28 protein-coding genes are annotated in these 25,995 nt (G+C 65.8%); 17 read left to right on the top strand and 11 right to left on the bottom strand.

From position 1 onward, the window contains the following. The first annotated feature begins 45 nt into the window (after nt 1–45). Genes rph through hemW form a run of 3 tightly spaced genes read left to right on the top strand, consistent with a single transcriptional unit; the run spans nt 46 to nt 2,546 of the window. The gene (gene rph / locus ACNJX8_RS00755) at nt 46–759 is read left to right on the top strand and encodes a ribonuclease PH (protein ID WP_091882509.1); all 714 of its coding nucleotides are present in this window, start codon (nt 46–48) and stop codon (nt 757–759) included. Nucleotides 760–769: 10 nt separating this feature from the next. Beyond that, entirely contained in the window at nt 770–1,405 is a 636-nt protein-coding gene (gene rdgB, locus ACNJX8_RS00760; protein ID WP_128930482.1) for an RdgB/HAM1 family non-canonical purine NTP pyrophosphatase, read from the top strand. Next, the gene (gene hemW, locus ACNJX8_RS00765) at nt 1,392–2,546 is read left to right on the top strand and encodes a radical SAM family heme chaperone HemW (RefSeq protein ID WP_091882516.1); all 1,155 of its coding nucleotides are present in this window, start codon (nt 1,392–1,394) and stop codon (nt 2,544–2,546) included. The genes rdgB and hemW overlap by 14 nt, the downstream gene beginning before the upstream one ends. A gap of 148 nt (nt 2,547–2,694) precedes the next feature. Here hemW and ACNJX8_RS00770 read toward each other — a convergent pair whose 3' ends face one another. Then, nucleotides 2,695–3,933: a penicillin-binding protein activator gene (locus tag ACNJX8_RS00770; RefSeq protein WP_439359264.1), complete on the bottom strand. Its 1,239-nt coding sequence runs from the start codon at nt 3,931–3,933 to the stop codon at nt 2,695–2,697. A 324-nt stretch (nt 3,934–4,257) separates the two neighbouring features. Between ACNJX8_RS00770 and rsmI the strand changes: the two genes are divergently transcribed. The 7 genes from rsmI to ACNJX8_RS00805 all read left to right on the top strand — a co-directional run bounded on the left by rsmI (nt 4,258) and on the right by ACNJX8_RS00805 (nt 11,451). Continuing rightward, nucleotides 4,258–5,220: a 16S rRNA (cytidine(1402)-2'-O)-methyltransferase gene (gene rsmI / locus ACNJX8_RS00775; RefSeq protein WP_249758942.1), complete on the top strand. Its 963-nt coding sequence runs from the start codon at nt 4,258–4,260 to the stop codon at nt 5,218–5,220. Next, nucleotides 5,207–5,608 carry a YraN family protein gene (locus ACNJX8_RS00780; protein ID WP_128930485.1) on the top strand — a complete coding sequence of 134 codons (402 nt, stop codon included), beginning with the start codon at nt 5,207–5,209 and terminating at the stop codon, nt 5,606–5,608. Before rsmI ends, ACNJX8_RS00780 begins: the two co-directional genes overlap by 14 nt. A 10-nt stretch (nt 5,609–5,618) precedes the next feature. Next, entirely contained in the window at nt 5,619–6,563 is a 945-nt protein-coding gene (gshB, locus tag ACNJX8_RS00785; RefSeq protein ID WP_128930486.1) for a glutathione synthase, read from the top strand. A gap of 465 nt (nt 6,564–7,028) precedes the next feature. Beyond that, nucleotides 7,029–7,841: a Flp pilus assembly protein CpaB gene (cpaB, locus tag ACNJX8_RS00790; protein WP_439359265.1), complete on the top strand. Its 813-nt coding sequence runs from the start codon at nt 7,029–7,031 to the stop codon at nt 7,839–7,841. A 13-nt stretch (nt 7,842–7,854) separates the two neighbouring features. Continuing rightward, entirely contained in the window at nt 7,855–9,372 is a 1,518-nt protein-coding gene (locus tag ACNJX8_RS00795; RefSeq protein WP_091882534.1) for a type II and III secretion system protein family protein, read from the top strand. A 58-nt stretch (nt 9,373–9,430) separates the two neighbouring features. Beyond that, nucleotides 9,431–10,165 carry a CpaD family pilus assembly protein gene (locus tag ACNJX8_RS00800; RefSeq protein ID WP_439359266.1) on the top strand — a complete coding sequence of 245 codons (735 nt, stop codon included), beginning with the start codon at nt 9,431–9,433 and terminating at the stop codon, nt 10,163–10,165. Continuing rightward, entirely contained in the window at nt 10,162–11,451 is a 1,290-nt protein-coding gene (locus ACNJX8_RS00805; RefSeq protein ID WP_439359267.1) for an AAA family ATPase, read from the top strand. The genes ACNJX8_RS00800 and ACNJX8_RS00805 overlap by 4 nt, the downstream gene beginning before the upstream one ends. An 87-nt stretch (nt 11,452–11,538) precedes the next feature. Here the strand turns inward: ACNJX8_RS00805 and ACNJX8_RS00810 are convergent, their stop codons facing one another. Further along, the gene (locus tag ACNJX8_RS00810) at nt 11,539–12,312 is read right to left on the bottom strand and encodes a tetratricopeptide repeat protein (protein WP_439359268.1); all 774 of its coding nucleotides are present in this window, start codon (nt 12,310–12,312) and stop codon (nt 11,539–11,541) included. Between the two features lie 80 nt (nt 12,313–12,392). Further along, entirely contained in the window at nt 12,393–12,638 is a 246-nt protein-coding gene (locus ACNJX8_RS00815; RefSeq protein WP_018644993.1) for a PilZ domain-containing protein, read from the bottom strand. Between the two features lie 226 nt (nt 12,639–12,864). Here ACNJX8_RS00815 and ACNJX8_RS00820 point away from each other — a divergent pair, with 226 nt between their 5' ends. The 3 genes from ACNJX8_RS00820 (at nt 12,865) to ACNJX8_RS00830 (ending at nt 17,332) form a co-directional block, all read left to right on the top strand. Further along, a complete protein-coding gene (locus ACNJX8_RS00820) occupies nt 12,865–14,403 on the top strand; it encodes a YifB family Mg chelatase-like AAA ATPase (RefSeq protein WP_128930491.1) in 1,539 nt (512 codons plus the stop codon). Between the two features lie 110 nt (nt 14,404–14,513). Continuing rightward, entirely contained in the window at nt 14,514–14,981 is a 468-nt protein-coding gene (locus ACNJX8_RS00825) for a hypothetical protein (RefSeq protein ID WP_128930492.1), read from the top strand. A 125-nt stretch (nt 14,982–15,106) separates the two neighbouring features. After that, nucleotides 15,107–17,332 (top strand): ATP-binding protein, encoded by a 2,226-nt coding sequence (locus tag ACNJX8_RS00830; protein ID WP_439359269.1) that lies wholly within the window; start codon nt 15,107–15,109, stop codon nt 17,330–17,332. Between the two features lie 39 nt (nt 17,333–17,371). Here ACNJX8_RS00830 and ACNJX8_RS00835 read toward each other — a convergent pair whose 3' ends face one another. The 8 genes from ACNJX8_RS00835 to hisB all read right to left on the bottom strand — a co-directional run bounded on the left by ACNJX8_RS00835 (nt 17,372) and on the right by hisB (nt 22,503). Then, on the bottom strand, nt 17,372–17,668 hold the full coding sequence (locus ACNJX8_RS00835) for a hypothetical protein (RefSeq protein ID WP_244551021.1): 297 nt from the start codon (nt 17,666–17,668) through the stop codon (nt 17,372–17,374). A 105-nt stretch (nt 17,669–17,773) separates the two neighbouring features. Then, nucleotides 17,774–18,730 (bottom strand): type I pantothenate kinase, encoded by a 957-nt coding sequence (coaA, locus tag ACNJX8_RS00840; protein ID WP_091882557.1) that lies wholly within the window; start codon nt 18,728–18,730, stop codon nt 17,774–17,776. Nucleotides 18,731–18,751: 21 nt separating this feature from the next. Next, nucleotides 18,752–19,078, bottom strand: a complete 327-nt coding sequence (locus ACNJX8_RS00845) for a phosphoribosyl-ATP diphosphatase (protein ID WP_008539706.1) — start codon at nt 19,076–19,078, stop codon at nt 18,752–18,754. Between the two features lie 78 nt (nt 19,079–19,156). Continuing rightward, entirely contained in the window at nt 19,157–19,930 is a 774-nt protein-coding gene (hisF, locus tag ACNJX8_RS00850) for an imidazole glycerol phosphate synthase subunit HisF (RefSeq protein WP_091882560.1), read from the bottom strand. Nucleotides 19,931–19,940: 10 nt separating this feature from the next. Next, on the bottom strand, nt 19,941–20,681 hold the full coding sequence (hisA, locus tag ACNJX8_RS00855) for a 1-(5-phosphoribosyl)-5-[(5-phosphoribosylamino)methylideneamino]imidazole-4-carboxamide isomerase (protein ID WP_439359270.1): 741 nt from the start codon (nt 20,679–20,681) through the stop codon (nt 19,941–19,943). Next, nucleotides 20,669–21,319: an imidazole glycerol phosphate synthase subunit HisH gene (gene hisH, locus ACNJX8_RS00860; RefSeq protein ID WP_439359271.1), complete on the bottom strand. Its 651-nt coding sequence runs from the start codon at nt 21,317–21,319 to the stop codon at nt 20,669–20,671. Before hisH ends, hisA begins: the two co-directional genes overlap by 13 nt. Next, nucleotides 21,316–21,846, bottom strand: coding sequence for a DUF2628 domain-containing protein (locus ACNJX8_RS00865; protein WP_128944549.1), 531 nt, complete (start codon nt 21,844–21,846; stop codon nt 21,316–21,318). The genes hisH and ACNJX8_RS00865 overlap by 4 nt, the downstream gene beginning before the upstream one ends. A gap of 63 nt (nt 21,847–21,909) precedes the next feature. Continuing rightward, nucleotides 21,910–22,503: an imidazoleglycerol-phosphate dehydratase HisB gene (hisB, locus tag ACNJX8_RS00870; RefSeq protein ID WP_439359272.1), complete on the bottom strand. Its 594-nt coding sequence runs from the start codon at nt 22,501–22,503 to the stop codon at nt 21,910–21,912. Between the two features lie 213 nt (nt 22,504–22,716). On the opposite strand from hisB, the gene hslV reads away from it, so the two are divergent. The 4 genes from hslV to hslU all read left to right on the top strand — a co-directional run bounded on the left by hslV (nt 22,717) and on the right by hslU (nt 25,920). Beyond that, nucleotides 22,717–23,277: an ATP-dependent protease subunit HslV gene (gene hslV / locus ACNJX8_RS00875; protein WP_091882572.1), complete on the top strand. Its 561-nt coding sequence runs from the start codon at nt 22,717–22,719 to the stop codon at nt 23,275–23,277. 185 nt (nt 23,278–23,462) lie between these two features. Further along, nucleotides 23,463–23,948 (top strand): GNAT family N-acetyltransferase, encoded by a 486-nt coding sequence (locus tag ACNJX8_RS00880; protein WP_439359273.1) that lies wholly within the window; start codon nt 23,463–23,465, stop codon nt 23,946–23,948. After that, nucleotides 23,945–24,562, top strand: a complete 618-nt coding sequence (locus ACNJX8_RS00885; RefSeq protein ID WP_439359274.1) for a DUF2585 domain-containing protein — start codon at nt 23,945–23,947, stop codon at nt 24,560–24,562. The genes ACNJX8_RS00880 and ACNJX8_RS00885 overlap by 4 nt, the downstream gene beginning before the upstream one ends. A gap of 53 nt (nt 24,563–24,615) precedes the next feature. Continuing rightward, nucleotides 24,616–25,920: an ATP-dependent protease ATPase subunit HslU gene (hslU, locus tag ACNJX8_RS00890; protein WP_091882581.1), complete on the top strand. Its 1,305-nt coding sequence runs from the start codon at nt 24,616–24,618 to the stop codon at nt 25,918–25,920. The last annotated feature ends 75 nt before the right edge of the window (nt 25,921–25,995 follow it).

A 25,995-nucleotide genomic window follows, 5' to 3' on the forward strand; every position in this document is an offset into this window, starting at 1 on the left:
CAAGCACCGCGAACAGCCTTTCCCGTGAGTTTTGGAGGATTTCCCATGCGGCCAAGCCGCCGTGCGCCCGACGAATTGCGCCCCGTGACGCTGGAGCGCGGCGTGGTCAAATATGCGGAAGGCTCGTGCCTGGTGAAATTCGGTGACACCCATGTGCTGGTCACCGCCACGCTGGAAGACCGCCTGCCGCCGTGGCTGAAGGGCCAGGGCCGCGGCTGGGTCACCGCCGAATACGGCATGCTGCCGCGCGCAACCTCCGAACGCACCCGCCGCGAGGCCTCCGCCGGCAAGCAGAGCGGCCGCACCGTCGAGATCCAGCGCCTGATCGGCCGCTCGCTTCGCACCATCGTCGATCTGGAAGCGCTCGGTGAGCGCCAGATCACGGTCGATTGCGACGTGCTCCAGGCCGACGGCGGCACCCGCACGGCCTCGATCACCGGCGCCTGGGTCGCGCTTGCCGATTGCATCAACTGGATGAAGGCGCGCAACATGATCAAGACCAACGTGCTGCGCGACAACGTCGCCGCGATCTCCTGCGGCATCTACAACGGCACGCCGGTGCTCGATCTCGACTACGCCGAGGATTCGGAAGCCGAGACCGACGCCAATTTCGTCATGACCGGCGACGGCCGCCTCATCGAGGTGCAGGGCACCGCGGAACGCGAGCCCTTCACCGAAACCGAGTTCCTGGCGTTGATGGCGCTGGCGCGCAAGGGCGTCGCGCGTCTGGTAGACTTGCAGAAACTGGCTGTGGCGTAGTCAATAGGCCATGCACCGCCGAATCACGGACAAGCTCGTCATCGCCACCCACAATCCCGGCAAGCTCGCCGAGATGCGGGAGCTGCTTGCGCCGTACGGCATCGAGGCGGTGTCGGCCGGAGATCTCGGCCTGAGCGAGCCCGAAGAGACCGGCAATGATTTCCGCAGCAATGCCGCGATCAAGGCGATCGCGGCGGCGCGGGCGTCCAAGCTCCCGTCCTTCGCCGATGATTCCGGCATCGTGGTCGACGCGCTCGACGGCGCGCCCGGCATTTTCTCCGCGCGCTGGGCCGGGCCAAACAAAGACTTCGCAGTGGCGATGGCGCAGATCGAGCGCCTGCTCCAGGAGCGCGGCGCGACGATTCCGGCGAAGCGCACCGCGCATTTCGTCTCCGCGCTCTGCGTCGCCTGGCCCGACGATCATCTCGAACAGGTCGAGGCGCGCGTCGACGGCACGCTGGTCTGGCCGCCGCGCGGTACCGCCGGCTTCGGCTACGACCCGATGTTTTTGCCCGACGGCCACAGCCGCACCTTCGGCGAGATGGACAGTATCGAGAAGCATGGCCTGCCGCCGCTCGGCCTCGGCCTGTCGCACCGCGCCCGCGCCTTCGTGAAACTGGCGGAGATCTGCCTTGAGCCGCGCTAAGGAAGCCTTCGGCGTCTACGTGCACTGGCCATTCTGCCTGTCGAAATGCCCATATTGCGACTTCAACAGCCATGTCCGCCACGCACCAATCGACGAAGCGCGCTTCGCTTCGGCCTTCGCCCGCGAGATCGCTGCGACCGCCGAGCGCGCGCCCGGCCGGGAGGTCACCTCGATCTTCCTCGGCGGCGGCACGCCGTCATTGATGCAGCCCGCAACCGTCGGCGCAGTGCTCGATGCGATCGGCAAGCACTGGCATGTTGCTGACGATGTCGAGGTGACGCTGGAGGCAAACCCGACCAGCGTCGAGGCCACACGCTTCGCCGGCTATCGCGCCGCCGGCGTCAACCGCGTCTCGCTCGGCGTGCAGGCGCTCGACGATGCCTCGTTGAAGGCGCTCGGCCGCATGCACAGTGCGCGCGAGGCCCTCGATGCCGTCGCCATCGCGCGCCGCTCGTTCGACCGTTATTCGTTCGACCTGATCTACGCCCGTCCCGACCAGACGCCGGCGATGTGGGCCGAGGAGCTGCGTCTCGCGATCGATGAAGCGGCCGAGCATCTGTCGCTCTACCAATTGACGATCGAGGAAGGCACGCCGTTCTTCGGCCTGCACCAGGCGGGCAAGCTTAAGACACCGGACGAAGCCGTCGCGCGTGCGCTTTACGACGTCACGCAGGAAACCTGCGACAAGCTCGGCCTGCCCGCCTACGAGATCTCCAACCACGCGCGGCGCGGCGCCGAGTGCCGGCACAATCTGGTCTATTGGCGCGGCGAGGAATATGCCGGCATCGGCCCCGGCGCCCACGGCCGCCTCGACATCGACGGCGTGCGCCATGCCACCGCCACCGAGAAGCGCCCCGAAGCCTGGCTGATGCGGGTCGAGACCAACGGCGACGGCGTCGTCACCGATGAGCTCCTCAACAGCGAGGAACGCGCCGACGAGTTCTTGCTGATGGGATTGCGTCTCGCCGAAGGCATCGACCCCGAGCGTTACAGAGCCCTCTCCGGCCGCCCGCTCGACCCCGGCCGCATTGCGCTGCTCCGCGAGGAAGGCGCGATCACGGTCGACGCGACGGGCCGGCTGCGCGTGACCAGCAGCGGTTTTCCGGTGCTGGATGCTGTGGTCGCGGATTTGGCGGCGTAAGCCTCAGCCAAGTCATTGGTGCGCTCCCTCGCCCGCTTGCGGGAGAGGGTTGGGGAGAGGGTGTTTCCGCAACGGGAGAATCCCCAAGAGGAGGAAGCCCTCACCCGGCTACGCGCCGACCTCTCCCGCAAGCGGGAGAGGTGAGCCATCAAGCCCCAAAACTCTTCGGCGAGCCCGCGACCGCAACGCCGCCACCCTGCGTCACCTTCATGACCGCAAGCCCGCGCTCGTTGGTGCCATCCGCGCGGAAGCGGAACAGGCCGTCGATGCCGGCAAAGCCCGAGGGGTTGGTGAGCACATCAGGCGAGAAGCGGGTCGTGCCTTGCGTGCGCGCGAGCGCGGCGACGAGGGCGACCGCATCATAGGCGAGCGTCGCGGTGCGTATCGGGTCGGCGCCGTATTTGGTGCGATAACGGCCGGAGAACGCGCGAAAACCGGCCGGGTCCGGCGCGGCATAGAGACCGCCTTGCAACGCAGCGCTGGCATAGACGCGCGGATTGTCCCACAGGCCGGTGCCGAGTAGTTGGATGTTGCGCAAGTTCGCACCCGCCGCAGTCATCGCATCCGCGACCGAAACGACGGCATCGCCGTCATCGGCAATGAACAGCGCGTCCGCGCTGCCGAGCTGCTGCGCCACAGTCCGCGCCGGGGTGGCGCGATCGGCGCCGTATTTCTCGAAGGCGACGATGCGCCCGCCACGCCGCGGCACCGCCGCCTTCACGGCGGCTTCGACGACATTGCCATAGGCATTGTCGGGCACGAGCACGGCGACGGAGCGTTTTCCGATGCTGGCGGAATATTCGACGATGCGGTTGACGTCGGACTCCGGCAGGAAGCTGAGCAGATAGACGCCGCGTCCGGCGATGCTGGAATCGGTCGAGAACGCGATCACCGAAATGCCACGCGTGCGCGCGACCTGCGCCACCGCAGGCACCGACTGCGCGAACAGCGGTCCCAGGATGATCTCGGCGCCCTCATCGACCGCCTGCTGCGCACCTGCTTGCGCGCCTTGCGGGCTGCCATTGTCGTCCTTGATCAGGAGCTGGATGTTCGGGTTTTGGAACTCGGCCAGCGCCATCTCGGCGGCGTTGCGCATGGATTGCGCCGCGAGGCCCGCATTGCCGGCGGCCGAGAGCGGCAGGATCACGGCGACCTTCACCCCGCCGGTGCCCGCGGTCGCGGCCTGTTGCGGCGGGCCAGCCGGCTGAGCCGGGGGCGCCGAGCTGGAGAACTGACTGAGACTCTGCTGCACGCCGGCGCAGGCCGACAGCAAGGGCGCGCCGAGCAGGAGGCCGAGCGCACTCCGCCGGGTCGCCGCCGACGATCGGGGCCCGGGAGCGGAAGACTCCTCCGAAGAGGAAGATCTGGGATGACGCGGGCCCACCATGGCAACTTCTCTTCCGACCGGCCGTCGGCAGCCGGTCACTCCTTCCACGACACAAGCCGGGGATTCAGGCATATTGTCGACGAATAGTTAACCAAAACAAAAGGATAATAGCCACTTAACCCGGCCGCCTTCCGTCCTGGCCAACTGCTCACGCACTCACGCAGCATCAAGGCGGCGTTTCGGTCGCGAATATGGCGCGAGGACCCTTACTCCCTCGCAACGCGATCCCGGATCGATCACATTCCCGTCCGCCCTCACCTCGGCACGATCTTTTTCGAAGAGCCGGTTCCCAGCCCTGCGGATCGTGCCTAAGTTGACTTCATTATGCGCGCAAAGCCGGCCCCGATAAATACGCCTGAAGCTCAAGATGCCGCCTCGCGCGGCTTCTCCATCGACGCCCATCGGCTTACGGCGCCGAAGGCGGCGCCCGGCCTTCATCTGGTGGCGACGCCCATCGGCAATCTCGGCGACATCACCCTGCGGGCGCTTCAGACGCTCGCCGGCGTCGACGTCATCGCCTGCGAGGACACCCGCATCACCCGGCGCCTGACCGAGCGCTACGCCATCGCTGCACAACTCAAGCCCTATCACGAGCACAACGCGGAAGCCGCGCGCCCAAAGATCCTGGAGGCGCTTGCGGCAGGCGGCTCGGTCGCGCTGGTCTCTGACGCCGGCACGCCGCTGATCTCCGATCCTGGCTTCAAGCTGGTGCGCGAGGTCTGCGCTGCCGGCCATGCGGTCTATGCGCTGCCCGGCCCGTCGTCGGTGCTGGCGGCGCTGTCCGTCGCAGCGCTGCCGACCGACCGCTTCTTCTTCGAAGGCTTTTTGCCGGCGAAATCGGCCGCGCGCCGCGCACGCCTGGCCGAGCTTGCGCGCATCGACGCGACGCTGGTGATGTTCGAATCGGGTAATCGCATGCAGGCCACATTGACCGATCTCGCCGAGATCATGGGTGAACGAGAGGCCGCGGTTTGCCGCGAGCTGACGAAGTTGCACGAGGAGGTCAGGCGTGCGCCCCTCGCCGAGTTCGCGCGGCAAGCCGACGCGCCGGAGACGCGCGGTGAATTCGTTCTGGTGATCGGTCCGCCTGCAGCAAACGCCGACGTGCTGGCATCGGATGCGCTCGACGGTCTCTTGCGCGAGCAGCTGGCCGCGCACAGCGTCAAGGATGCCGTGGCGCATGCGGTCGCACTTTCGGGCCGGCCACGACGCGAGGTCTACGCCCGCGCGCTCGAGCTCGCAAAAGACGTGCACAAGGACTTGCGGGGCGGCGATGGCGAAGACTGAGGTCCCGGCGGAACCGAAAGTCGCCTCGCCCGAGCGCGTCGCCGCGTTCCGCACCGGCATCTCCGCCGAGAGCCGCGCCGCCGCCTTTCTCATGGCCAAGGGCTATCGCATCCTCGCCAAGCGTTATCGCACCCCGCATGGCGAGATCGACATCGTGGCGCGCCGCCGCAATCTGATCGCCTTCGTCGAGGTCAAGGCGCGGGCGACGCTGGATGACGCCGCCTTCGCGGTGACGCCGCGCCAGCAGCAGCGCATCATCGATGCCGCACAAGGCTGGCTCGTGGCGCATCCCGAGCATGCCGAATTCGAATTGCGATTCGACGCCATGCTGATTGCGCCGCGATCACTTCCGCGCCATGTGTTGGCGGCATTCGACGCCTCGACCTGAAAGGCAGACCATGAAACTGAACGTCGCCGTCCAGATGGACCCCATCGCCCGCATCAACATCAAGGGCGATTCCACCTTTGCACTGCTCCTGGAGGCGCAGAAGCGCGGCCACGGCCTGTCCTATTACACGCCGGACAAGCTCTCGATGGTCGGCGACGAGCTGGTCGCTCCGGTTCAGCTCCTCACGGTGCGCGACGAGCCCGGCGATCATTTCACCCTCGGGGAGCCCAGGCGCGAGGCGCTCAACGGCTTTGACGTGGTGCTGCTCCGCCAGGACCCGCCGTTCGACCTCGCCTACATCACCTCGACGCATTTCCTGGAGCGCATCCATCCGAAGACGCTGGTCGTCAACGATCCCGCCTCGGTGCGGAACGCGCCGGAAAAGCTGTTCGTCATGAACTTTCCGCAGCTGATGCCGCCGACCCTGATCTCGCGCGACCTCGACGAGATCAACGCCTTTCGCGACAAACATGGAGCCGTTGTCATGAAGCCGCTGCACGGCCATGGCGGCGCCGCGGTTTTCCGCGTGATGCCGCAGGACATGAATTTCGGCTCGCTGTTCGACATGTTCTCGGTGACGTTCAAAGAGCCCTGGGTGATCCAGCAATTCATCCCCGAGGTGAAGCACGGCGACAAGCGCATCATCCTCGTCAACGGCGAGTTCGCCGGCGCGGTAAACCGCGTCCCGGCCGCGGACGACCTCCGCTCCAACATGGTGCGCGGCGGCGCGGCGCAGGAGACCGAGCTCACGGTGCGCGAGCGCGAGATCTGCGCCACCGTCGGACCGGCGCTGCGCGAGCGCGGCCTCCTGTTCGTCGGCCTCGACGTCATCAACGGCAACCTCACCGAGATCAACGTCACCTCGCCGACCGGCATCCGCGCCATTACGCGGCTCGGCGGCCCAGATGTGGCGGCGAAGATCTGGGACGCGATCGAGCAGAAGCGCGCGAAGTAGCGTCGGGCTACGCAGGCGTCAATTTATCACCGTCATCCTGAGGCGCTTGTCCTGCATAGCAGGACGAGCCTCGAAGGACGACGGCCCGGCTGCATCCCGGCCGCTCATCCTTCGAGGCTCGCCTTGCGATGCGTTGCATCGACAGCCTCGCACCTCAGGATCACGGATCGCCGACGCGTCGCAGCACACACTGCGATGACGCGCGACTTCGAGCCTCTCCCATCACTAACCACCCATTCACCATGACGCCCCCGCGCTGCATCCGCACGCGTCTCACGCGCTACGTGAATCTACGGGGCCGCTGGCCGACCGAATAACGCTGCGTTCACCATCTGCCGAAAACCCGCAGCGTGATCGGCCATCACATTCGACCTCGCAACACCCCTTATACTTTTACTCCCTACTCATCGACGCGGGGGAACCCGCCACGTGCGGTTCGAGTGCCCCGCGTAAGAGTAGAAGCGTATGAATACCGCACGCATTGTCGTTCTCGTCATCGCACTGGGCGCCGGCGGCGTCGCTGCGTATCTGGCGAGCAGCTATCAGAGTGCGCCCGCGCCCGTTCTGCCCGTCGCCGAGAAGCTTCCGACGGTCGAGGTCCTGGTCGCGAAAAACGACATCGGGCTCGGCCAGGCCGTGAAGCCCGAGGATCTGCAATGGCAGGCCTGGCCGGCGGCGACCGCGAGCAACGCCTTCATCCGCCGCGACAGCAGGCCCGAGGCGCAGACCCAGATCGCCGGCTCGATCGCGCGCGTGCCGTTGATGCAGGGCGAGCCGATCCGCGAGCAGAAGCTGGTCAGGGCCGAAGGCTCCGGCTTCATGGCTGCGATCCTGCCTTCCGGCATGCGGGCCGTCTCCACCGAAATTTCAGCCGAGACCGGCGCCGGCGGCTTCATCCTGCCGAACGACCGCGTCGACATCGTGCTGACCCGCCGCCTGAAAAATCCCGACACCAACGTACCGACCGGCGGCAATGACCTGATCGTGTCCGAGGTCATCCTGACCAACATCCGCGTGCTCGCGATCGACCAGGCGCCGAAGGAGAAGGACGGCCAGACCGCCGTGATCGGCAAGACCGTCACGCTCGAGCTCAAGCCTGACCAGGTCGCCACGCTGTCGGCTGCGCGCCAGGGCGGCACGCTCCAGCTCGCGCTGCGGAGCATCGTCGATGCCAACGCAGTCGATGGCACGCCCGAGGACCAGGCGGTCAAGCGTCCCGCCGGCGTGAATGTAATTCGTTACGGCGTGCAGGCGCGGCAACTGACGTCACAGAAGTGATGATGGGGATAGCATGAACTACGGGGATGATCGGACGGGCGTGCGCATTCGGGGGAAGCGCGCGCGCTCGTTCTTGGCGGGGACGATGCTGATGCTGGGGCTGCTCGCAGCCCCCGACCGGCTCAGTGCCGCGGACGCACCGGTCGGCGACCAGACACCGATGCAAGCGCCTGATCTCGGTGTGTCGCCGGTCGCGACGATCGCGCCGGCACGGACGCGCTTCCTGTCGCTCGGCGTCGGCAAGTCCGTCGTCATCGACCTGCCGCGCGAGGTCAAGGACGTGCTGGTGGCCGATCCCAAGATCGCCAACGCGGTGATCCGCTCGGCGCAGCGCGCCTATATCATCGGCGGCCAGGTCGGCCAGACCAACGTGGTGTTCTTCACCGCCGACGGCCAGCAGGTCGCCTCCTACGACATCGCAGTGAAGCGCGACCTCAACGGCATGCGCGCCGCGCTGCGCCAGTCGCTGCCGGGCGTGCAGATCGAAGGCGTCGGCGACAGCGTGATGCTGACCGGCTCGGTCTCAAGCCCGGTCGAGGCCCAGCAGGCCGGCGACGTCGCCGCAAAGCTCGTCGGCGGCAGCGACAAGGTCGTCAACAATATCGTCGTGCGCGGCCGCGACCAGGTGATGCTCAAGGTCGTCGTCGGCGAAGTCCGCCGCGATATCGTCAAGCAGCTGGGCGTCGATCTCAGCGCCAGCCTGAATGCCGGCACCGCGGTGGTGAACTTCAACAACTCCAACCCGTTCTCGGTCTCTGGTGGACCGATCGTCGCCAACAACGGGCTCGGCGTCGCCGGCCTCGCCAAGGGCGTCGCCACCGTCAGCGCCACGATGCGCGCAATGGAAAGCGCCGGCGTCATGCGCACCCTCGCCGAGCCGAGCCTGACCGCGATCTCGGGCGAATCCGCAACCTTCATCGCCGGCGGCGAATTCCCGATTCCGGCGGGCTATTCCTGCGATCCGGTCACCCACGTCTGTACCACCCAGGTCACCTACAAGAAGTTCGGCATCTCCCTGAATTTCACCCCGGTCGTGCTCAGCGAAGGCCGCATCAGCCTGCGCGTCATGACCGAGGTCTCGGAGCTGTCGAATACGAACGCGATCACGCTGACGCAGGCGGTGTCCTCGACCTCGAGCAACTCCATCACGATCCCCTCGGTTCAGACCCGCCGCGCCGAAACGACGCTGGAAATTCCCTCCGGCGGCTCGATGGCGATGGCCGGCCTGATTCAGCAGCACACCAAGCAGGCGATCAACGGCCTGCCCGGCGTCGACCAGGTGCCGATCATCGGCGCGCTGTTCCGCAGCCAGGACTTCGTCAACAACGAGACCGAGCTGATGGTGATCGTGACGCCCTATGTGGTGCGTGCCGTCGCCCAGAAGGAATTGTCGCGGCCCGACGACGGTTTCGCGCCGGCCTCCGACGCGCAGACGGCGCTGCTCGGCCGCATGAACCGCCTTTATGGCATCGCGCGCCGCGTCGATCCGATCAACGGCACGCCCGGCGATTTCGGTTTCATCATCGACTGACGACGAGCGGACGGCCCGGGGGAACGGGACAGGAAACGGGGCAAGAGGGGATCAAGCGATGACGAGGACGATAGCCGACCGACGCCGCCACTTCAGCGTAGCGATGGCGCTGACGGGACTGTCCGTCATGCTGGGCGCGTGCAACACCACCGGTGAAATCGTCACTCAGACGGTGCCGACCGACTATCGCCAGCGCCACCCGATCGCGGTGCAGGAGGGCAAGCGCTCGATCGTGATCTTCGTCGGCAAGGCGCGCGGCGGCCTCTCGGCTGCGCAACACGCGGATGTCGTCGGCATTGCCCGGGACTGGGTGCGCGAAGGCACCGGCTCCGTCGGCGTCGACGTGCCCACCGACACCGCGAATTCGCGCGCGGCGGCGGCAACCTATCAGGAAATCCGCTCCGTGCTCGCATCCGGCGGCGTGCCCTCGCGCGCCATCGTCCAGCATCCCTATCGTCCTGAGGATCCTGGCCTGCTGCCGACGATCCGGCTGAGCTATTCCAAGATCAGCGCGGTGGCCGGACCCTGCGGACTGTGGCCGGAAGATGTTGGTCCGAACATCCTCGACCCCGGCTACAACGAGAACCGGCCGTATTTCAATCTGGGCTGCGCCAGCCAGCGCAACCTCGCGGCCATGATCGACAACCCCGCCGATCTCGAACAGCCGCGCGCCGAGACGCCCGCCTACACCGCACGGCGCGACATCGCCTTCGACCGCTATCGCAAGGGCTCGCCCACTGCGACTGCCTATCCCGAGGCCGACAAGGCCAAACTCAGCGACACCGGCAAATGAGTGATATCCACGACGAAGACGCGGACGATCCGCGGCACCCCGACGAACACATTGCGCCGGTTCCCCGCATCTCGGTGCAGGCCTTTTGCGAGACCGAGCAGACGCTCGCCGCGGTGACCGCGGCGGGGGAGGATCGCCGGCTCGCCAAGGCGCATCTCACTGCCAGGGACGGTGGCCTCGCTGCGGCGATCGAAGTCTATGAATCGATGCCGACGCCGAACGTGATCGTGATCGAGTCCGACGGCACGCGCGACATCCTAGAGGGGCTCGACGACCTCGCCGGCGTCTGCGATCCCGGTACCCGCGTCGTGGTGATCGGCAATCCCAACGACACCGCGCCCTATCGCGAGCTGGTCCGCCGCGGCGTCAACGATTACGTGGTCGGACCGGTCGAAACCCTCGACGTGGTCCGCTCGATCTGCAGCCTGTTCTCGGCGTCGGAAGCCATCATCACCGGCCGTGTCATCGCGGTGGTCGGCGCCAAGGGCGGCGTCGGCGCGTCCACCGTCGCGCACAACGTGGCCTGGACCATCGCCCGCGATCTCGCGCTCGATTCCGTCGTGATCGATCTCGACCTCGCCTTCGGCACCGCGAGCCTCGACTACAATCAGGATCCGGTGCAGGGCATCGCCAACGCGGTGCTGTCGCAGGACCGGCCGGACACGGCGCTGATGGAGCGCCTGCTCGCCAAGTGCACCGAGCGGCTCAGCCTGCTGGCCGCGCCCGCGACGCTCGACCGCGTCTATGATTTCGGCGCCGAAGCCTTCGACGCGGTGTTCGACACGCTGCGCATGACCACGCCTTGCATCGTGCTCGATGTTCCCCACCAATGGTCGGGCTGGACCCGGCGCGCGTTGGTCAACGCCGACGACATCGTGATCGTGGCCGAGCCCGATCTCGCCAATTTGCGCAACACCAAGAACATGCTGAGCGTGCTCAAGGCGGCGCGGCCGAACGACCGGCCGCCGCTGTACTGCCTCAACCAGGTCGGCATGCACAAGCGGGCGGAGATCGAGGTCAAAGCCTTCGCCAAGACCATGGAGAGCCAGCCGCTCGCGGTGATCCCGTTCGATTCGAAGCTGTTCTCGACCGCTGCCAACAATGGCCAGATGATCGCGGAGGTCTCCAAGAGTCACCGCACCACCCTTCTGTTCCAGAGCATGGCGAACCGCCTCGCCGGCCGCGGCGAGGTGAAGAAGCCGAAGCGTTCGCTGCTCGGGCCGCTGCTGAAAAAGCTGAAGGGCAGGTCGGGCCGCGGATCCGCCCCGCATCGCAAGGCGTCGTAAGGCTGGAAGCGTCTTCGAGCGAACTGGCTACCGGTTCGTGCGAAGACAACGCGTCAAAACGAGAATCTACGAAGAGAAGAGCGTGGGCTATCTGTCCGCCCGCTGCTGCTTCTTCGCCAGCAATTGCCGCAGCGCCGTGACCTTTGCTGCCGCTTGATCCGGCGGCAGATCGGCCTTCACGATGATCTCGGCCTCGGCCTGCTTTCCTTCCAGCCCCAGCACGAGCGCGAGATTGGCGCGCACGCGGGGATCTCCGGGATTGCGCTCATGCGCGCGGCGCATCGTTTCCTCTGCCCGCGGCAGATTGTTCTGCAGCATGTAGGACAGGCCGAGATTGGACAAAACCTGCGGCTCGTCGGGCACGATCTTTAGGGCGGTCGCGTAATATTGCTGCGCCTCCTCGTTGCGGCCGAGCTGATCGAGCGCCGCGCCCTGCGCCGACAGGATGCGCCAATCCGGATCCTCGGGCGTATGCGCACGGCCGAGAACATCGAAGGCCTGCTGGAAATTGCCGTTGTCGGCAAGCGCGCGGCCATAGCCGGCGAGCAATGCCTTGTTGCTGGGATGGGCGAGTACGGCCTGCTCCATCACCGCGACGGCCTGCGCCCGCTGGCCGCTCTCGCGCAGCGCCTTGCCGTAGGCGAGCGCAATGCTGGGATCGCCGGGCTTGGCGCGGTAGCGTTCGCGCAGGGCGTCCATGTCCGGCTTGGCGTCGACCTTGACGGCGGCGTCAGATCTGACGCCGAGCGCGCCGGTCACATCCTCGATGCCATTGGTCTGGCAGCCGCCGAGGACGAGCACCATGAACGCGGGAAGCAGGAATTTCGCCGAAGGAAAGGCGGCGGACGGACGCTTGGGCATACTCTGATCACTCGGCGACTGATCAGAGATGCTTACCCATTAACGCTAAAGCCCCGTTAAGGAGGCGCAGCCATTAAGGCCTAATCGACGAACTCCGCGCCGAACTCGCAGCCGATGCGCCAGCGCAGGCGGCATTGGCGGGAATAATCGGGCGCGAAGATGATGGTGAATTGCGGCGGCACTTCCAGGAATTCCGCCACCACTTTCACGCCGCCATCCGAAATATCCGTGATCGTGCAGTCGCGCGGCAGCGAGCCCGCACCAAAATGGATCTTGGCCAGCCGGCTGCACACCCGGCGTTCGCTTCTCCGGCGATTTGCAAGCATTTGAATTCTTCACCCGTTAGATCACGGCCCATCCCGCAGCCCCAGGAGTAGCGGACATTCGTTGGAATGTGCTGAGGAGAGCCGCTCGCATTCGAGGCGTAGTGTCGGCATCGCGTTTACGGTCGGTTAGGGCTTGCTTGGCCTCGGAAATGTTCCTGTATTGTTCTTGCGAAGGGCGCCAGGCTCTGCTACCCCTAATTGCACGAGAGGGCAGGCTGGTTCGAGCATGGTTCAGCGGGTTTCTACCGTCGCCTTTGAGGGGATCGAGGCCCGTGCGGTCGACGTGCAGGTGCAGGTCGCCCCGGGCCTGCCGGCCTTCGCGATCGTCGGCTTGCCGGACAAGGCGGTGTCGGAGGCGCGCGAGCGGGTCCGTTCGGCCCTGATCGCCTCGGGGCTGGCGCTGCCGGCGCGGCGGATCATCGTCAATCTGGCGCCGGCCGATCTGCCCAAGGAGGGCAGCCATTACGACCTGCCGATCGCGCTCGGGCTGATGGCGGCGATCGGCGCGATCCCGCCGGATGCGCTGACGGGTTTCACGGTTCTGGGCGAACTCGGCCTCGACGGGTCGATCGCGCCGGTCGCAGGTGTCCTGCCCGCCGCGATCGGCGCCAATGGACGCGAGGAGGGCCTGATCTGCCCGGCCGCCTGCGGCTCGGAGGCGGCCTGGGCGAGCCCGGACATCCAGATCATCGCCGCACAATCGCTCATTCAGATCGCCAACCATTTCAAGGGCACGCAGGTGCTGTCGCGGCCCTCACCGAAGGTGCATGAAGCCGCCGCCTCGTCCCTCGACCTGCGCGATATCAAGGGCCAGGAAAGCGCCAAGCGGGCGCTGGAGATCGCGGCTGCCGGCGGGCATCACCTCTTGATGATCGGTGCGCCCGGCGCGGGCAAGTCGATGCTGGCGGCGCGCCTGCCCTCGATCCTGCCGCCGCTGTCGCCGAGCGAATTGCTCGAAGTCTCCATGATCGCGTCCGTCGCCGGCGAGATCGAGGGCGGCGCGCTGACCGCGCGGCGGCCGTTCCGCTCGCCGCATCATTCCGCCAGCATGGCCGCGCTCACCGGCGGCGGCATGCGCGCCAAGCCCGGCGAGATCTCGCTGGCGCATCAGGGCGTGCTGTTCCTCGACGAGCTGCCCGAGTTCGATCCGCGCGTCCTGGATTCGCTGCGCCAGCCCTTGGAGAACGGCGAGGTCGCGGTGTCGCGCGCCAATCACCGCGTCACCTACCCTGCCCGCTTCATGCTGGTGGCCGCAATGAATCCCTGCCGCTGCGGCAATGCGTTCGAGCCCGGCTATGCCTGCAAGCGCGGCCGCATCGACCGCTGCACCGGCGACTACCAGGCGCGCATCTCCGGTCCCCTGATGGATCGCATTGATCTGCGCATTGAGGTGCCGGCAGTGACCGCGGCCGATTTGATCCTACCGCCGCCGGCGGAAGGCTCCGCCGAGGTCGCCGCGCGCGTGGCGGCCGCACGCGACATCCAGCTTGCGCGTTATGCCGATGCCGGCCTGCCCAACGTCCGCACCAATGCCGAGGCGCCGGCCTCGGTCCTGGAAGAGATCGCCAAGCCGGATGCGCAGGGCGCCAAACTGCTGCGCGACGCCGCCGAGACCATGCGGCTGTCGGCGCGCGGCTATCATCGCGTGCTGCGGGTCGCGCGCACGCTGGCCGATCTCGACAATGCCGACAAGATCGGCCGCTTGCACCTCGCCGAGGCCCTGTCCTACCGCGCACTCGCGGAGGATGTGCGCCAGTTGGCCTGATCATTCCGCGCATCAACCCGGCGGTAACGAGTTTCCTTTACGCTCTGCAAACCATAAGCCCCATGTGTTTCCAACACGAGTTCCCGAGGGGCCCGGGCGAGTAGAGTGTCATGTTGCGTTTCAAGATCCTGGCCTCGGTTGTCCCCCTGTTGGCAGCGGCGGTGTTCGCCCGCGCTGAGATCGGATCGGTCTCGCATCCCTGCATCGCCCTCGGCGAGACCTCGGTCGAGCTCACAACTCTGTTCTGGACCGCCGGCGTGCACGTCGCCTTCACCGAGGATCCCGCGCAGGCCACGGTGCGGGTTCAGGTCACCGACGATGCGGACGCTGCGGATTTCGCGGTGGTGGACGACGGCCTCGGTTCGGAATCGGAAACCTGCCAGGCCACTCCGTCGACGCGCCTGGTCTCGATCGCGGCGCAGCCCATCGATGGCGCTCAGGTGATCTATCTCTCCACCGAAGGGCCGGCCGATTACCGCATCTATGTGCGCTCGAAAACGTTCTCGCAGCGCGAGGCGGCGGCGCTGATCGTCGGCGCCCGCGGCGGCCACCGCCAGCTCCAGGCCGCCTCGCTCTGAAGCATTAACACCTCGTCAACCCTGTTTGGAGGCGGCGCCGAAGCCTCAAACTGTTCGCAAGGTCGAGGCGACATCGTCACACACGGCGAGCGCGGGGTTTCGGACAAGAGTCGGGGTCGGTGGCGATGGGTCGGACGTTCCGGATCAAGGTGCGCATGCGCCGCTTCAGGCGACGGCATCCCCGTATCGCTTTCGCGCTCCGCTCGTTCATGATCTTCTCGGCGACGTTCGGCGCCGCCTATGGTTTCGTCTCCGGCAGCCGGTCCGAGAACTCCGGCTACGATCCGAATGCGTTTGCGATCGGCGCGAGCTTCCTGTTCGCCCTCGCCTGTCTAGGCCTTGCGACGCTGAGCATGCGGCTGCGTTTCGTCAACAAGCGGCTGCGTACGCTCGCCGCCCACAATGAGACGCTGATCGATCGAAATTGGGAGCTGAAGGAAGCCGAAGAGCGCGCTCGCAGCCTGTTCGAACAGCAGGGCGATCTGATCGTGCTGCGCGACACAAACGGCCGCATCACCTTTGCCAATGACGCCTATTGCGCGCTGGCCGGACAGGCGCGGAGCGCGCTGGTCGGCACCCGCTTCGATTTCGACGTGCTGGAGCAGGGCGACAGCGCGCGCGAGAGCAGCGGCACACGCGTTCACGACCAGAAGATCGCAACCCCGCTCGGCGCGCGCTGGATCGCCTGGCGCGAGGGCTATGTCCGCCTCGATGCCGGACAGCCCGCCGAACTGCAGAGCGTCGGACGCGACGTCACCGACCGCACCGAGACCGAACGCGCTTTGTCCGACGCCCGCGATCAGGCCGATGCCGCCAACCGCGCGAAATCGCGCTTCCTCGCGATGGCCTCGCACGAAATCCGCACGCCCCTCAACGGCATCATCGGCATGGGCGGCCTTCTGCTCGATACCACGCTGACACCGGAGCAGACGACCTATGCCAAGGCGGTGAAAACCTCCGGCGAAGCCTTGATGACGCTGATCGAGGAGCTGCTCGATTATTCCAAGATCGAAGCCGGCAAGCTCGATCTCGAGCAACGTCCCTTCGCCTTGTCCACGCTGATCGAGGAGATCACCGAGCTTCTGGCGCCGCGGGCACAGGCCAAGACTCTCGAGATCGCATCCTATATCGACGAGCGCCTGCCGCTCGAGGTGGTAGGCGACGCCGCGCGGCTGCGTCAGGTCCTGCTCAATCTTGCGGGCAACGCCATCAAGTTCACCGCGAGCGGAGGCGTCGCGCTGATCGTCGAGCCCGGCATCTGGCCGCACGAGATCAGCTTCCTGGTCCGCGACACCGGCATCGGCATCGCGCCGGAAGCGCAGTCGCGCATCTTTCGGGAGTTCGAGCAGGCGGACGAGCGCGTCGCGCGCACCTATGGCGGTACCGGGCTCGGCCTTTCCATCAGCGAGCGCATCGTCAAGCGCATGGGCGGCCGGATCACGCTCACGAGCGAGCCGGGCAAGGGCTCGACCTTCGAGGTCGCGGTGCCGCTACCCCCGTCACAAGCCGGCGCCGGACAGACGGCATTCCCCAGCCCCGACCTCGCCGGCAAATCGTTACTCCTCGTCGCCGAGGGCATCGAAGCCTCACTGATCGCGCGGCGCCTGGAACGCTGGGGCGGCCAGACCTGCATGGTTGCGGATGCGGCGGTCGCCGAGGCGCTACTGCCGGAGCGTTCATGGCACGCCGTACTGGTCGATCGCGCGATCGGTCCTGCCGCTGCCGACCATCTCGGCGAAGCGGCGCGGGCGCATGCGATGCAGCGGCTCGTGCTGCTGACGTCGAGCTCGCGCCACGAGAAATTCTCCCCGGCCTTCTCCGGATTCCTGGTGAAGCCGCTGCGCGCGGCCTCGCTTGCCACACGCCTCGCGCTGACGCCGGAGGTCGCCTCGCCCGATCTCGCGCCGGAGCCGGAGGCAGAATCCACCAGCGCAACGCGGGCGAGGGGCTTCTCGATTCTCGTTGCCGAGGACAACGAGATCAACGCATTGTTGATGCGATCGCTGCTCACCAAACTCGGCCATCGCGTCGTCATCGCCGTCCATGGCGAGGCGGCGCTGGAATCCTGGCTCGCCGCCTCATCGGCCGGCACGCCCTATGACCTCGTGCTGATGGACATCCAGATGCCGCAGCTCGACGGCATCGAGACGACAAAACGCATCCGCGCACATGAGGCAGCCACGGGTCGCCAGCACACACCGATCCTGGCGCTCACCGCCAATACGCTGGTCGAGGACCGCTACGCCTGCTTCGAGGCAGGCATGAACGGATTCCTGATCAAGCCGCTCGACCGCGAGAAGCTGGACGAGGCGCTGGCCGGGCTGGCCGCGTCGCGGAACCTGGCAGTCTGATCCAGAATTTCACGGGAACCTCAGCCCGGCCGGCGCCAGCTATGGTGCGGGGCAGGCCGGGAGCCGAGCATGCCCCGTGTCGTCCGGCGGGACGATCGTTCCTTCATGAGCAGTAAAACGCGGCGCAGCGAGCTTATCTGGCGGCGTTTGGGGGCCCTTGAATATGGTGTCCGTCTTTGCCGCGCGCTTGCAATGTGGGCACACGAAGAGATGCGCGATGATCGGGGTCGGCTCGTCCGCGAGCAGTTCGGAGCGGAACCACTTCATCTCGATATGGCAGTCCGGGCAGATCGGCGCTTCAAGCTGCTCCGCGGCGCTTCTGAGACGATCAACCATGCTGCCTCCCAGCCGTTTTTGAAGGCATAGCGGAATACCGATTGTCGGTCAGCAACAAAAGACACTCAGCCCGGACCAGCCAGGGACCCATGTTCACCGGCGCGATTACAGCCGCCTGAGCGCCACGCTCTCCACCGTGTGGTCGGCGCCCTTTTTCAGGATCAGCGTCGCGCGGGGGCGGGTCGGCAGAATGTTGTCCTCGAGATTGGCGAGGTTGGTGCGTTCCCAGATCGCGATCGCGGTGGCGGTCGCTTCCTCATCCGACAACAGGGCGTAGCGGTTGAAGTAGGATTTTGGATTGGTGAAGGCGGTGTCGCGCAGCGCCAGGAAGCGCTTGATGTACCATTGCCGCAGCGCCGCCTCGTCGGCGTCGATATAGACCGAGAAGTCGAAGAAGTCGGAGACCACAGGCACCGCCTTGCCGTCACGCGGCAGCTTTCCGGTCTGCAGCACGTTGACGCCTTCGACGATCAGAATGTCGGGCCGATCGATCTCCGCCCACTCGTTTGGCACGATGTCGTAGGTCAGATGCGAATAGACCGGCGCGCGGACGTGCCGGCGGCCGGACTTGATGTCGGAGAGGAAGCTGAGCAGCAGCGGCAGGTCATAGCTGTCCGGAAAACCCTTCTTCTGCATGATGCCCTGCCGCTCGAGCACCGCGTTGGGATACAGAAATCCGTCGGTCGTGATCAGTTCGACCTTCGGCCGCGGCGACCAGCGCGCCAACAGCGCCTGAAGCACGCGGGCCGTGGTGGATTTTCCGACGGCGACCGAGCCGGCGACGCCGATGATGTAGGGCACTTTTCGGTCGCGGATATTGAGGAACTGGCGCTCGGCGTAATACAGGCGCTGCATGGCGTCGACATAGATCGACAACAGGCGCGACAGCGGCAGGTAGATGTCCTCGACCTCCTGCAAGTCCAGGCGATCGTGCAGCGAGCGCAGCCGGTCGAACTCGCCCGGCTCCAGAGTCATCGGCGTATCGTCGCGCAGCCTGGACCACTGCTCGCGCGTATAGACGCGGTACGGATTATACTGCTGCTCGGGTGCGCGGATATCCATGACGCGATCTTTCCACCTCGGCTAGTTGCCGCTCTTGCGCGACGCCTTTTCTTCCAACCCTGACATCGACGTCCGCTTGTCCAGCGCGGCCTCGACCTCCTCCAGCTTTACGCCGCGTGCCTTGAGCAGCACAAGGAAATGGTAGAGCAGGTCGGCGCTTTCGGCGATCAGATGCGCGCGATCGTTTTCGACTGCTGCGATTACGGTTTCGACTGCTTCCTCACCGAACTTCTTGGCGCAATGCTCGGCGCCCTTGTCCAGAAGCTTGCGGGTATAGGAAGCTTCGCCACCGGATGCCGCGCGGGCATCGATGGTCTCGGCCAGATCGTGGATCGTGAAACGCGGCATACAGACTACTCGGAAAGCGCGATCCGGCCGAACGAGCCGGTCTACCGGCTCGTGTAGCACTTTTGTGAACGGGAGTCGTCAGGCATCGAGGCGCATGGGCAGTCCGCAGCGGGCCATGTGCTCCTTGGCTTCGCGGATGGTGAATTCCCCGAAGTGGAAGATCGAGGCGGCCAGCACGGCGGTGGCGTGCCCGTCGCGGATACCGTCGACGAGGTGGTCGAGATTGCCGACGCCGCCAGAGGCGATCACCGGGACGGAGACGCTGTCGGCGATCGCCCGGGTCAGCGGAATGTCAAAACCCTGCCGGGTGCCGTCGCGGTCCATCGAGGTGAGCAGGATTTCACCGGCGCCGAGCGAGACCACTTCCTGGGCATATTCGATGGCGTCGATGCCGGTCGAATTGCGCCCGCCATGGGTGAAGATCTCCCAGCGGTCGCCGCCCGGACGCTTGACGCGCTTGGCGTCGATCGCCACCACCACGCACTGCTCGCCGAACTTCTCGGCGGCTTCCTTGACGAACTCGCGCCGCGACACCGCGGCGCTGTTGATCGAGACCTTGTCTGCGCCGGCGCGCAGCAGCGTCTTGATGTCGTTGACCTCACGCACGCCGCCGCCGACCGTGACCGGCATGAAGCAGGCTTCCGCCGTGCGCCGGACCACGTCCAGCATGATGCCGCGGTTCTCATGGGTCGCGGTGATGTCGAGGAAGGTGAGCTCGTCGGCCCCGGCGGCATCATAGGCGATCGCGGCTTCGACAGGGTCGCCGGCATCGCGCAGATCGACGAAGTTGACTCCCTTGACGACCCTTCCGTCCTTGACGTCGAGGCAGGGGATCACGCGCACCTTGAACATTGGATGTCTCCTAGCACGCGTTGCGGATCAGGGTGAGGGCGGCGGCGGGATCGAGCCGGCCGTCGTAGAGCGCGCGGCCGGCGATCGCGCCAGCGAGCTTCTTGGCGCGCGGCGTCAGCATCGCCTTGACGTCCTCGATCGAGGCGAGGCCGCCTGAGGCGATCACGGGAATGGAGATCGCGTCCGCCAGCGCAATGGTCGCGTCTAGGTTCAGGCCTTTGAGCAGACCGTCGCGCGCAATGTCGGTGAAGATGATGGCGGCAACGCCGGCATCCTCGAAACGCTGCGCGATTTCCAGCACTGTGACCTGCGAGGTCTCGGCCCAGCCTTCGACGGCGACCTTGCCGTCGCGGGCGTCGAGACCGACCGCGATGCGGCCCGGGAATTTCTTCGCCGCAGCCTTCACCAGTTCAGGATCCCGCACCGCTGCGGTGCCGATGATGACGCGGGTGATGCCCTTGTCGAGCCAGGCTTCGACGGTGGCGAGATCGCGAATGCCGCCGCCGAGCTGCACCGGAATCCTGATCGTCTTCAGCATCGCCTCGACGGCCTCGGCATTCACCGGCTTGCCGGCAAAGGCACCGTCGAGATCGACGACGTGGAGATACTCAAAACCCTGCGCGGCAAAGCTCTGCGCTTGCGCCGCGGGATCGAGGTTGAACACGGTCGCCCGCGCCATGTCGCCTTGCTCGAGGCGCACGCATTGGCCGTTCTTGAGGTCGATCGCGGGGAAGAGGATCACGGTTTCCATCGCAAAAAGTTCGAGATCAGGGCCAGGCCGAAACGCTGGCTTTTCTCGGGGTGAAATTGCGTGCCGATCGCGGTGTCCTTCGCGACGATCGCGGTGACAGGCCCGCCGTAATCGGCGCGCGCCAGCACATCCGCCTCGTTGGCGGGGTTGAGGTGATAGGAGTGCACGAAATAGGCGTGCTGGCCCTTAGGGCCAAGCGGCAGCTTGTTCAGCACCGGATGCTCGCGCAAAACCTCCAGCGTATTCCAGCCCATGTGCGGGATCTTCAGGCTCTCGTCGCGCGGCGTGATCTTCTCGACATCGCCGCCGATCCAATTCAGGCCGTCCGTCGTGACATGCTCCTTGCCGCGGCTTGCCATCAACTGCATGCCGACGCAGATTCCGAAGAAGGGCCGCGCCTTGACGCGCACCGCTTCCGTGATCGCCTCGACCATGCCGTTGACGGCATCAAGTCCGCGCCGGCAATCGGCGAAAGCGCCGACGCCCGGCAGCACCAGACGGTCGGCGCTGTAGGCCTGGTCCGGATCGCTGGTAACGAACACCTTTTGCGGGTTGTCCAAGCTGCGCGCGGCGCGCTCGAAGGCTTTCGCGGCGGAATGCAGATTGCCGGAACCGTAATCGATGATGGCGACGCTCATCTTGACCCTCCCGGTTCTGGAAACAACCCAATGATGCCGCCCGCCGGCAATGGCGGCGGGTTCGAGAATTGCTGACCCGGCACGCCGCGGGTCGGCGGCGGGCCGCCGCGATCAACGGCCCATTGATCGTTGACGATGCCGTGCTGCTTCTGGCTCCAGCGCTCGAAGAAGCGGTGCTCCGCGGTATCCTCGTTGTCGGCAATCACGACGTCGAGCTGCCGCCACTTGCCGCGCGACAAGGTCCAACGGCGAAGGCTTGAGGCCTCAAAGCCCATCAGCAGGGCGATAATGAGATCCGCGTAGAAGATCGACGAGCGCCCGAGACCGAGGCTGGACAGCCCCGCATTGAACGCGGCCACAAAGATCAGCCAGCCGATCAGCGCCAGCCACAGCCGATTCCACAGCAGCCAGACCGGGCCGAAGATCATCGCCCAGAAGTGGAAGCCGTCGCGCACGAAGACGAACTTGTCGGTGGCACGCAGATCGGCTCCGGCAGGAGAGGGAGCATGAACCGTATAGACAGGCATGGTGATGCCCCGTTCTCTGAATTCAGTGATACCGGAGGCGGCGCCCGCCGCCGGACCGAGACGTCAGCCGCCGAGCGAGCCCTTGGTGGACGGGATTTCGCCCACAGCCTTCGGATCGATCGCGACCGCAGTGCGCAGCGCCCGCGCCAGACCCTTGAAGCAGGACTCGGCGATATGGTGGCTGTTATCGCCATATAGGGTCTCGACGTGAAGAGTCACGCCGGCGTTGATGGCGAAGGCCTGGAACCACTCGCGCACCAGCTCGGTGTCGAACTCGCCGATCTTGTCGCGGGGAAAGTCGGCCTTGAACACCAGGAACGGGCGGCCCGAGATGTCGATGACGACGCGCGACAGCGTCTCGTCCATGGGCATGTGCACGCCGGCATAGCGGGTGATGCCCGCCATGTTGCCGAGCGCCTGCTTGACCGCCTGGCCGAGCGCGATGCCGGTGTCTTCGGTGGTATGGTGATGATCAATGTGCAGGTCGCCCACCGCCTTGACCGTGAGGTCGATGCGGGAATGGCGGGCCAGGAGATCGAGCATATGGTCGAAAAAGCCGATGCCGGTCGCGATATTGGCCACGCCGTTGCCATCGAGGTTCACAGTGACCTCGATGTCGGTCTCTTTGGTCTTGCGCTTGATCGTCGCGGTGCGCATCAAAACTAGCTTTCATCCTAGTTCGGGGCCGAAAACGCCGGTCTTTTAACAGCCAAATGACGCCTTCGCTACTGCGGGAACGGGGTAGCCGGGCCTCTACTTCTGCCTATGGTGAGCGAATTAGGCCCGGAGCGGCCCGTTGTCCGCCGGTTGTCCGCCTGTTGTCCCCTTGGCCTCGACCGCCTAAATCAGGCCCGACAACGAGGGTCATTCATGCAGGTTTCCCAGAACAGCTCGCCGGGCTGGCACGGCACCACGATTTTGACGGTCCGCAAGGGCGGCAAGGTGGTGGTCGGCGGCGACGGCCAGGTCTCGATCGGCCAGACCGTGATCAAGTCCAACGCCAAGAAGGTCCGCAAGCTCGGCAAGGGCGACGTCATCGGCGGCTTTGCCGGCGCGACCGCCGACGCCTTCACGCTCTTTGAGCGGCTGGAGAGCAAGCTCGAGCAATATCCGGGGCAGCTGACCCGCGCTGCGGTCGAACTGGCCAAGGACTGGCGCACCGACCGCTATCTGCGGCGGCTGGAGGCCATGATGATCGTGGCTGACAAGGATGTTTCGCTGGTGCTGACCGGCACCGGGGACGTGCTCGAGCCCGAGGCCGGCGTGATGGCGATCGGCTCCGGCGGCAATTATGCGCTCGCCGCGGCACGCGCCCTGCTCGATACCGACAAGGACGCCGAGACCATCGTCCGCCGCTCCCTCGACATCGCCGCCGACATCTGCGTCTACACCAACCGGAATGTGACCATCGAGAGCCTGGCGACAGGGTAGGGCCTACCTGTGACTCAACGGCGGGGCACCGGACTGGCTGTAACCTCTCCCGCTTGCGGGAGAGGTCGCGCCGAACGCGCGGGTGAGGGCTTTCTCCTCTGGGGGATTGTCCCATTGCGGAGACACCCTCTCCCGACCCTCTCCCGCAAGCGGGAGAGGGGGCGCAGCATCGCCGCGGCTAGCTGATGGCCATAACCTACATCTTCCGCCCGATGACCGCGGCCGATCTGCCGCTGATCCGGCGGTGGCTGGGCGAGCCCCATGTGCGGGAATGGTGGGGCGATCCGGACGAGCAGTTTTCGCTCGTCAGCGGCGATCTCGACGAGCCGGCCATGAACCAGTTCATCGTGTTGGCCGGCAACAGGCCCTTCGGCTATCTTCAATGCTACCGCCTGACCGCCTGGAATACGGGCTTCGGGCCGCAACCGGAGGGCACGCGTGGGATCGACCAGTTCATCGGCGAAAGCGACATGATCGCGTGCGGCCATGGCGCGGCGTTGATTCGCCAATTCGTCAACGCGCAGCTGCGGAACGGCCTGCCGCGGATCGTCACCGATCCTGATCCGCTCAACGCGCGTGCCATACGCGCCTATGAGAAGGCTGGCTTTGTCCGCGACCGCATGGTCGAGACGCCGGACGGACCGGCGCTGTTGATGGTGCGTGAATCGTGACGCTGACGAGCACGCAGCAGAGCAAGGTCGCGGTACCCCCGCAAGCCTGGTTGGGCATCGCGTTATTGCTGCTCATGCTGCAAGCCTCGATCCTGTTCGCGGTGGGACGCGTGCCGATCTGCACCTGCGGCTATGTGAAGCTGTGGCATGGCGTGGTGAACAGCTCGGAGAATTCGCAACATATCGCCGACTGGTACAGTTTCTCCCACGTCCTGCACGGCTTCCTGTTCTACGGTTTGACTTGGCTGCTGTTCGCGCGACTGCCCTCGCTGCCTTTGTCATGGCCGGCACGATTGATCATCGCCATGCTGATCGAAGGCACCTGGGAAATCGTCGAGAACTCGCCGTTCATCATCGAACGCTACCGCGCCGGTACGATCTCGCTGGACTATTACGGCGACAGCATCGTCAACTCGGTCTCGGACGCGGTCTTCATGGTACTGGGGTTCCTCGTTGCCCGTGTGCTGCCGGTGTCAGTGACCATTCTGATCGGGCTCGCCTTCGAAATCATGCTGGCGCTCCACATTCGCGACAATCTGACACTCAATATCCTGATGCTGATCAATCCGGTGGACGCCGTGAAGCAATGGCAATCCGGTCCGCCGATCATCTGATGGCCGAAAAAAGCGGCTTGTCCCAGCCCGCATCTGACCCTAGCTAAGGTGCCATGACAGACTTCTCCCCCCGCGAAATCGTTTCCGAACTCGACCGTTTCATCGTCGGCCAGGCCGATGCCAAGCGCGCCGTCTCGATCGCCCTGCGCAACCGCTGGCGGCGGCAGCAGCTCGAAGGCTCCTTGCGCGAGGAGGTGCTGCCGAAAAACATCCTGATGATTGGCCCCACCGGCGTCGGCAAGACCGAGATCGCGCGGCGGCTCGCCAAGCTCGCAAATGCGCCGTTCCTGAAGGTGGAAGCGACCAAGTTCACCGAGGTCGGCTATGTCGGCCGCGATGTCGAGCAGATCGTGCGCGATCTCGTCGAGGTCGCGATCGTCCAGGTGCGTGAACGCAAGCGCAAGGACGTGCAGGCTCGGGCGCAGCTCGCGGCCGAGGAGCGTGTGCTCGATGCGCTGGTCGGCGCCAATGCCTCTTCCGCGACCCGCGAATCCTTCCGCAAGAAGCTGCGCGCCGGCGAGCTCAACGACAAGGAAATCGAGATCGAGACGCAGTCGTCCGGCGGCGGCATGCCGATGTTCGAGATCCCGGGCATGCCGGGCGCGCAGATGGGCGCGATCTCGATCGGCGACATCTTCGGCAAGCTGGGCGGCCGCAGCAAGACGCGGCGGCTGACCGTTGAGGGCTCGCACGAGATTCTCGTCAACGAGGAATCCGACAAGCTCTTGGACACCGAGCAGCTGACGCTGGAAGCGATCAGCGCGGTCGAGAACAACGGCATCGTGTTCCTGGACGAGATCGACAAGATCTGTGCCCGCGACGGCCGCGTCGGCGGCGATGTCTCGCGCGAGGGCGTGCAGCGCGATCTGTTGCCGCTGATCGAGGGCACCTCGGTCTCGACCAAGCACGGCGCGGTCAAGACCGACCACATCCTGTTCATCGCCTCCGGCGCCTTCCACGTCGCAAAGCCGTCCGACCTGTTGCCGGAATTGCAGGGCCGCCTGCCGATCCGCGTCGAATTGCAGGCGCTGACCCGCGACGACATGCGCCGCATCCTGACCGAGCCCGAAGCCTCGCTGATCAAGCAATATGTCGCCTTGATGCAGACTGAGGGCGTGACGCTCGACATCACCGATGGCGCGGTCGATGCGCTGGCCGACGTCGCCGTGGCCGTCAATTCCGCCGTCGAGAACATCGGCGCGCGGCGGCTCCAGACCGTGATGGAGCGGGTGCTGGACGAGATCTCCTTCACCGCCCCCGACCGCAATGGTGAGACGGTCCGGGTCGATGCTGACTACGTGCAGAAGCACGTCGGAGATTTGGCCAAGAATGCCGATCTGAGCCGGTTTATTTTGTAATTTTGCCCCGGCGCTGTATCTATTCCGCCGTCGTCCTGGCGAAAGCCAGGACCCATTACCCGCGGCGGTCCTTGT

Origin of the sequence: Bradyrhizobium sp. SPXBL-04 (assembly GCF_051853035.1) — a bacterium.
Taxonomy (GTDB): Bacteria; Pseudomonadota; Alphaproteobacteria; order Rhizobiales; family Xanthobacteraceae; genus Bradyrhizobium; species Bradyrhizobium zhanjiangense.

Bases quoted from the DNA above. Each gene is read 5' to 3' on its own strand.
- rph (WP_091882509.1), top strand. From the start codon at position 46: ATGCGGCCAAGCCGCCGTGCGCCCGACGAATTGCGCCCCGTGACGCTG.
- rdgB (WP_128930482.1), top strand. From the start codon at position 770: ATGCACCGCCGAATCACGGACAAGCTCGTCATCGCCACCCACAATCCC.
- ACNJX8_RS00770 (WP_439359264.1), bottom strand. From the start codon at position 3,933: ATGGTGGGCCCGCGTCATCCCAGATCTTCCTCTTCGGAGGAGTCTTCC.
- rsmI (WP_249758942.1), top strand. From the start codon at position 4,258: ATGCGCGCAAAGCCGGCCCCGATAAATACGCCTGAAGCTCAAGATGCC.
- ACNJX8_RS00780 (WP_128930485.1), top strand. From the start codon at position 5,207: ATGGCGAAGACTGAGGTCCCGGCGGAACCGAAAGTCGCCTCGCCCGAG.
- gshB (WP_128930486.1), top strand. From the start codon at position 5,619: ATGAAACTGAACGTCGCCGTCCAGATGGACCCCATCGCCCGCATCAAC.
- cpaB (WP_439359265.1), top strand. From the start codon at position 7,029: ATGAATACCGCACGCATTGTCGTTCTCGTCATCGCACTGGGCGCCGGC.
- ACNJX8_RS00795 (WP_091882534.1), top strand. From the start codon at position 7,855: ATGAACTACGGGGATGATCGGACGGGCGTGCGCATTCGGGGGAAGCGC.
- ACNJX8_RS00800 (WP_439359266.1), top strand. From the start codon at position 9,431: ATGACGAGGACGATAGCCGACCGACGCCGCCACTTCAGCGTAGCGATG.
- ACNJX8_RS00805 (WP_439359267.1), top strand. From the start codon at position 10,162: ATGAGTGATATCCACGACGAAGACGCGGACGATCCGCGGCACCCCGAC.
- ACNJX8_RS00810 (WP_439359268.1), bottom strand. From the start codon at position 12,312: ATGCCCAAGCGTCCGTCCGCCGCCTTTCCTTCGGCGAAATTCCTGCTT.
- ACNJX8_RS00815 (WP_018644993.1), bottom strand. From the start codon at position 12,638: ATGCTTGCAAATCGCCGGAGAAGCGAACGCCGGGTGTGCAGCCGGCTG.
- ACNJX8_RS00820 (WP_128930491.1), top strand. From the start codon at position 12,865: ATGGTTCAGCGGGTTTCTACCGTCGCCTTTGAGGGGATCGAGGCCCGT.
- ACNJX8_RS00825 (WP_128930492.1), top strand. From the start codon at position 14,514: ATGTTGCGTTTCAAGATCCTGGCCTCGGTTGTCCCCCTGTTGGCAGCG.
- ACNJX8_RS00830 (WP_439359269.1), top strand. From the start codon at position 15,107: ATGGGTCGGACGTTCCGGATCAAGGTGCGCATGCGCCGCTTCAGGCGA.
- ACNJX8_RS00835 (WP_244551021.1), bottom strand. From the start codon at position 17,668: ATGGTTGATCGTCTCAGAAGCGCCGCGGAGCAGCTTGAAGCGCCGATC.
- coaA (WP_091882557.1), bottom strand. From the start codon at position 18,730: ATGGATATCCGCGCACCCGAGCAGCAGTATAATCCGTACCGCGTCTAT.
- ACNJX8_RS00845 (WP_008539706.1), bottom strand. From the start codon at position 19,078: ATGCCGCGTTTCACGATCCACGATCTGGCCGAGACCATCGATGCCCGC.
- hisF (WP_091882560.1), bottom strand. From the start codon at position 19,930: ATGTTCAAGGTGCGCGTGATCCCCTGCCTCGACGTCAAGGACGGAAGG.
- hisA (WP_439359270.1), bottom strand. From the start codon at position 20,681: ATGGAAACCGTGATCCTCTTCCCCGCGATCGACCTCAAGAACGGCCAA.
- hisH (WP_439359271.1), bottom strand. From the start codon at position 21,319: ATGAGCGTCGCCATCATCGATTACGGTTCCGGCAATCTGCATTCCGCC.
- ACNJX8_RS00865 (WP_128944549.1), bottom strand. From the start codon at position 21,846: ATGCCTGTCTATACGGTTCATGCTCCCTCTCCTGCCGGAGCCGATCTG.
- hisB (WP_439359272.1), bottom strand. From the start codon at position 22,503: ATGCGCACCGCGACGATCAAGCGCAAGACCAAAGAGACCGACATCGAG.
- hslV (WP_091882572.1), top strand. From the start codon at position 22,717: ATGCAGGTTTCCCAGAACAGCTCGCCGGGCTGGCACGGCACCACGATT.
- ACNJX8_RS00880 (WP_439359273.1), top strand. From the start codon at position 23,463: ATGGCCATAACCTACATCTTCCGCCCGATGACCGCGGCCGATCTGCCG.
- hslU (WP_091882581.1), top strand. From the start codon at position 24,616: ATGACAGACTTCTCCCCCCGCGAAATCGTTTCCGAACTCGACCGTTTC.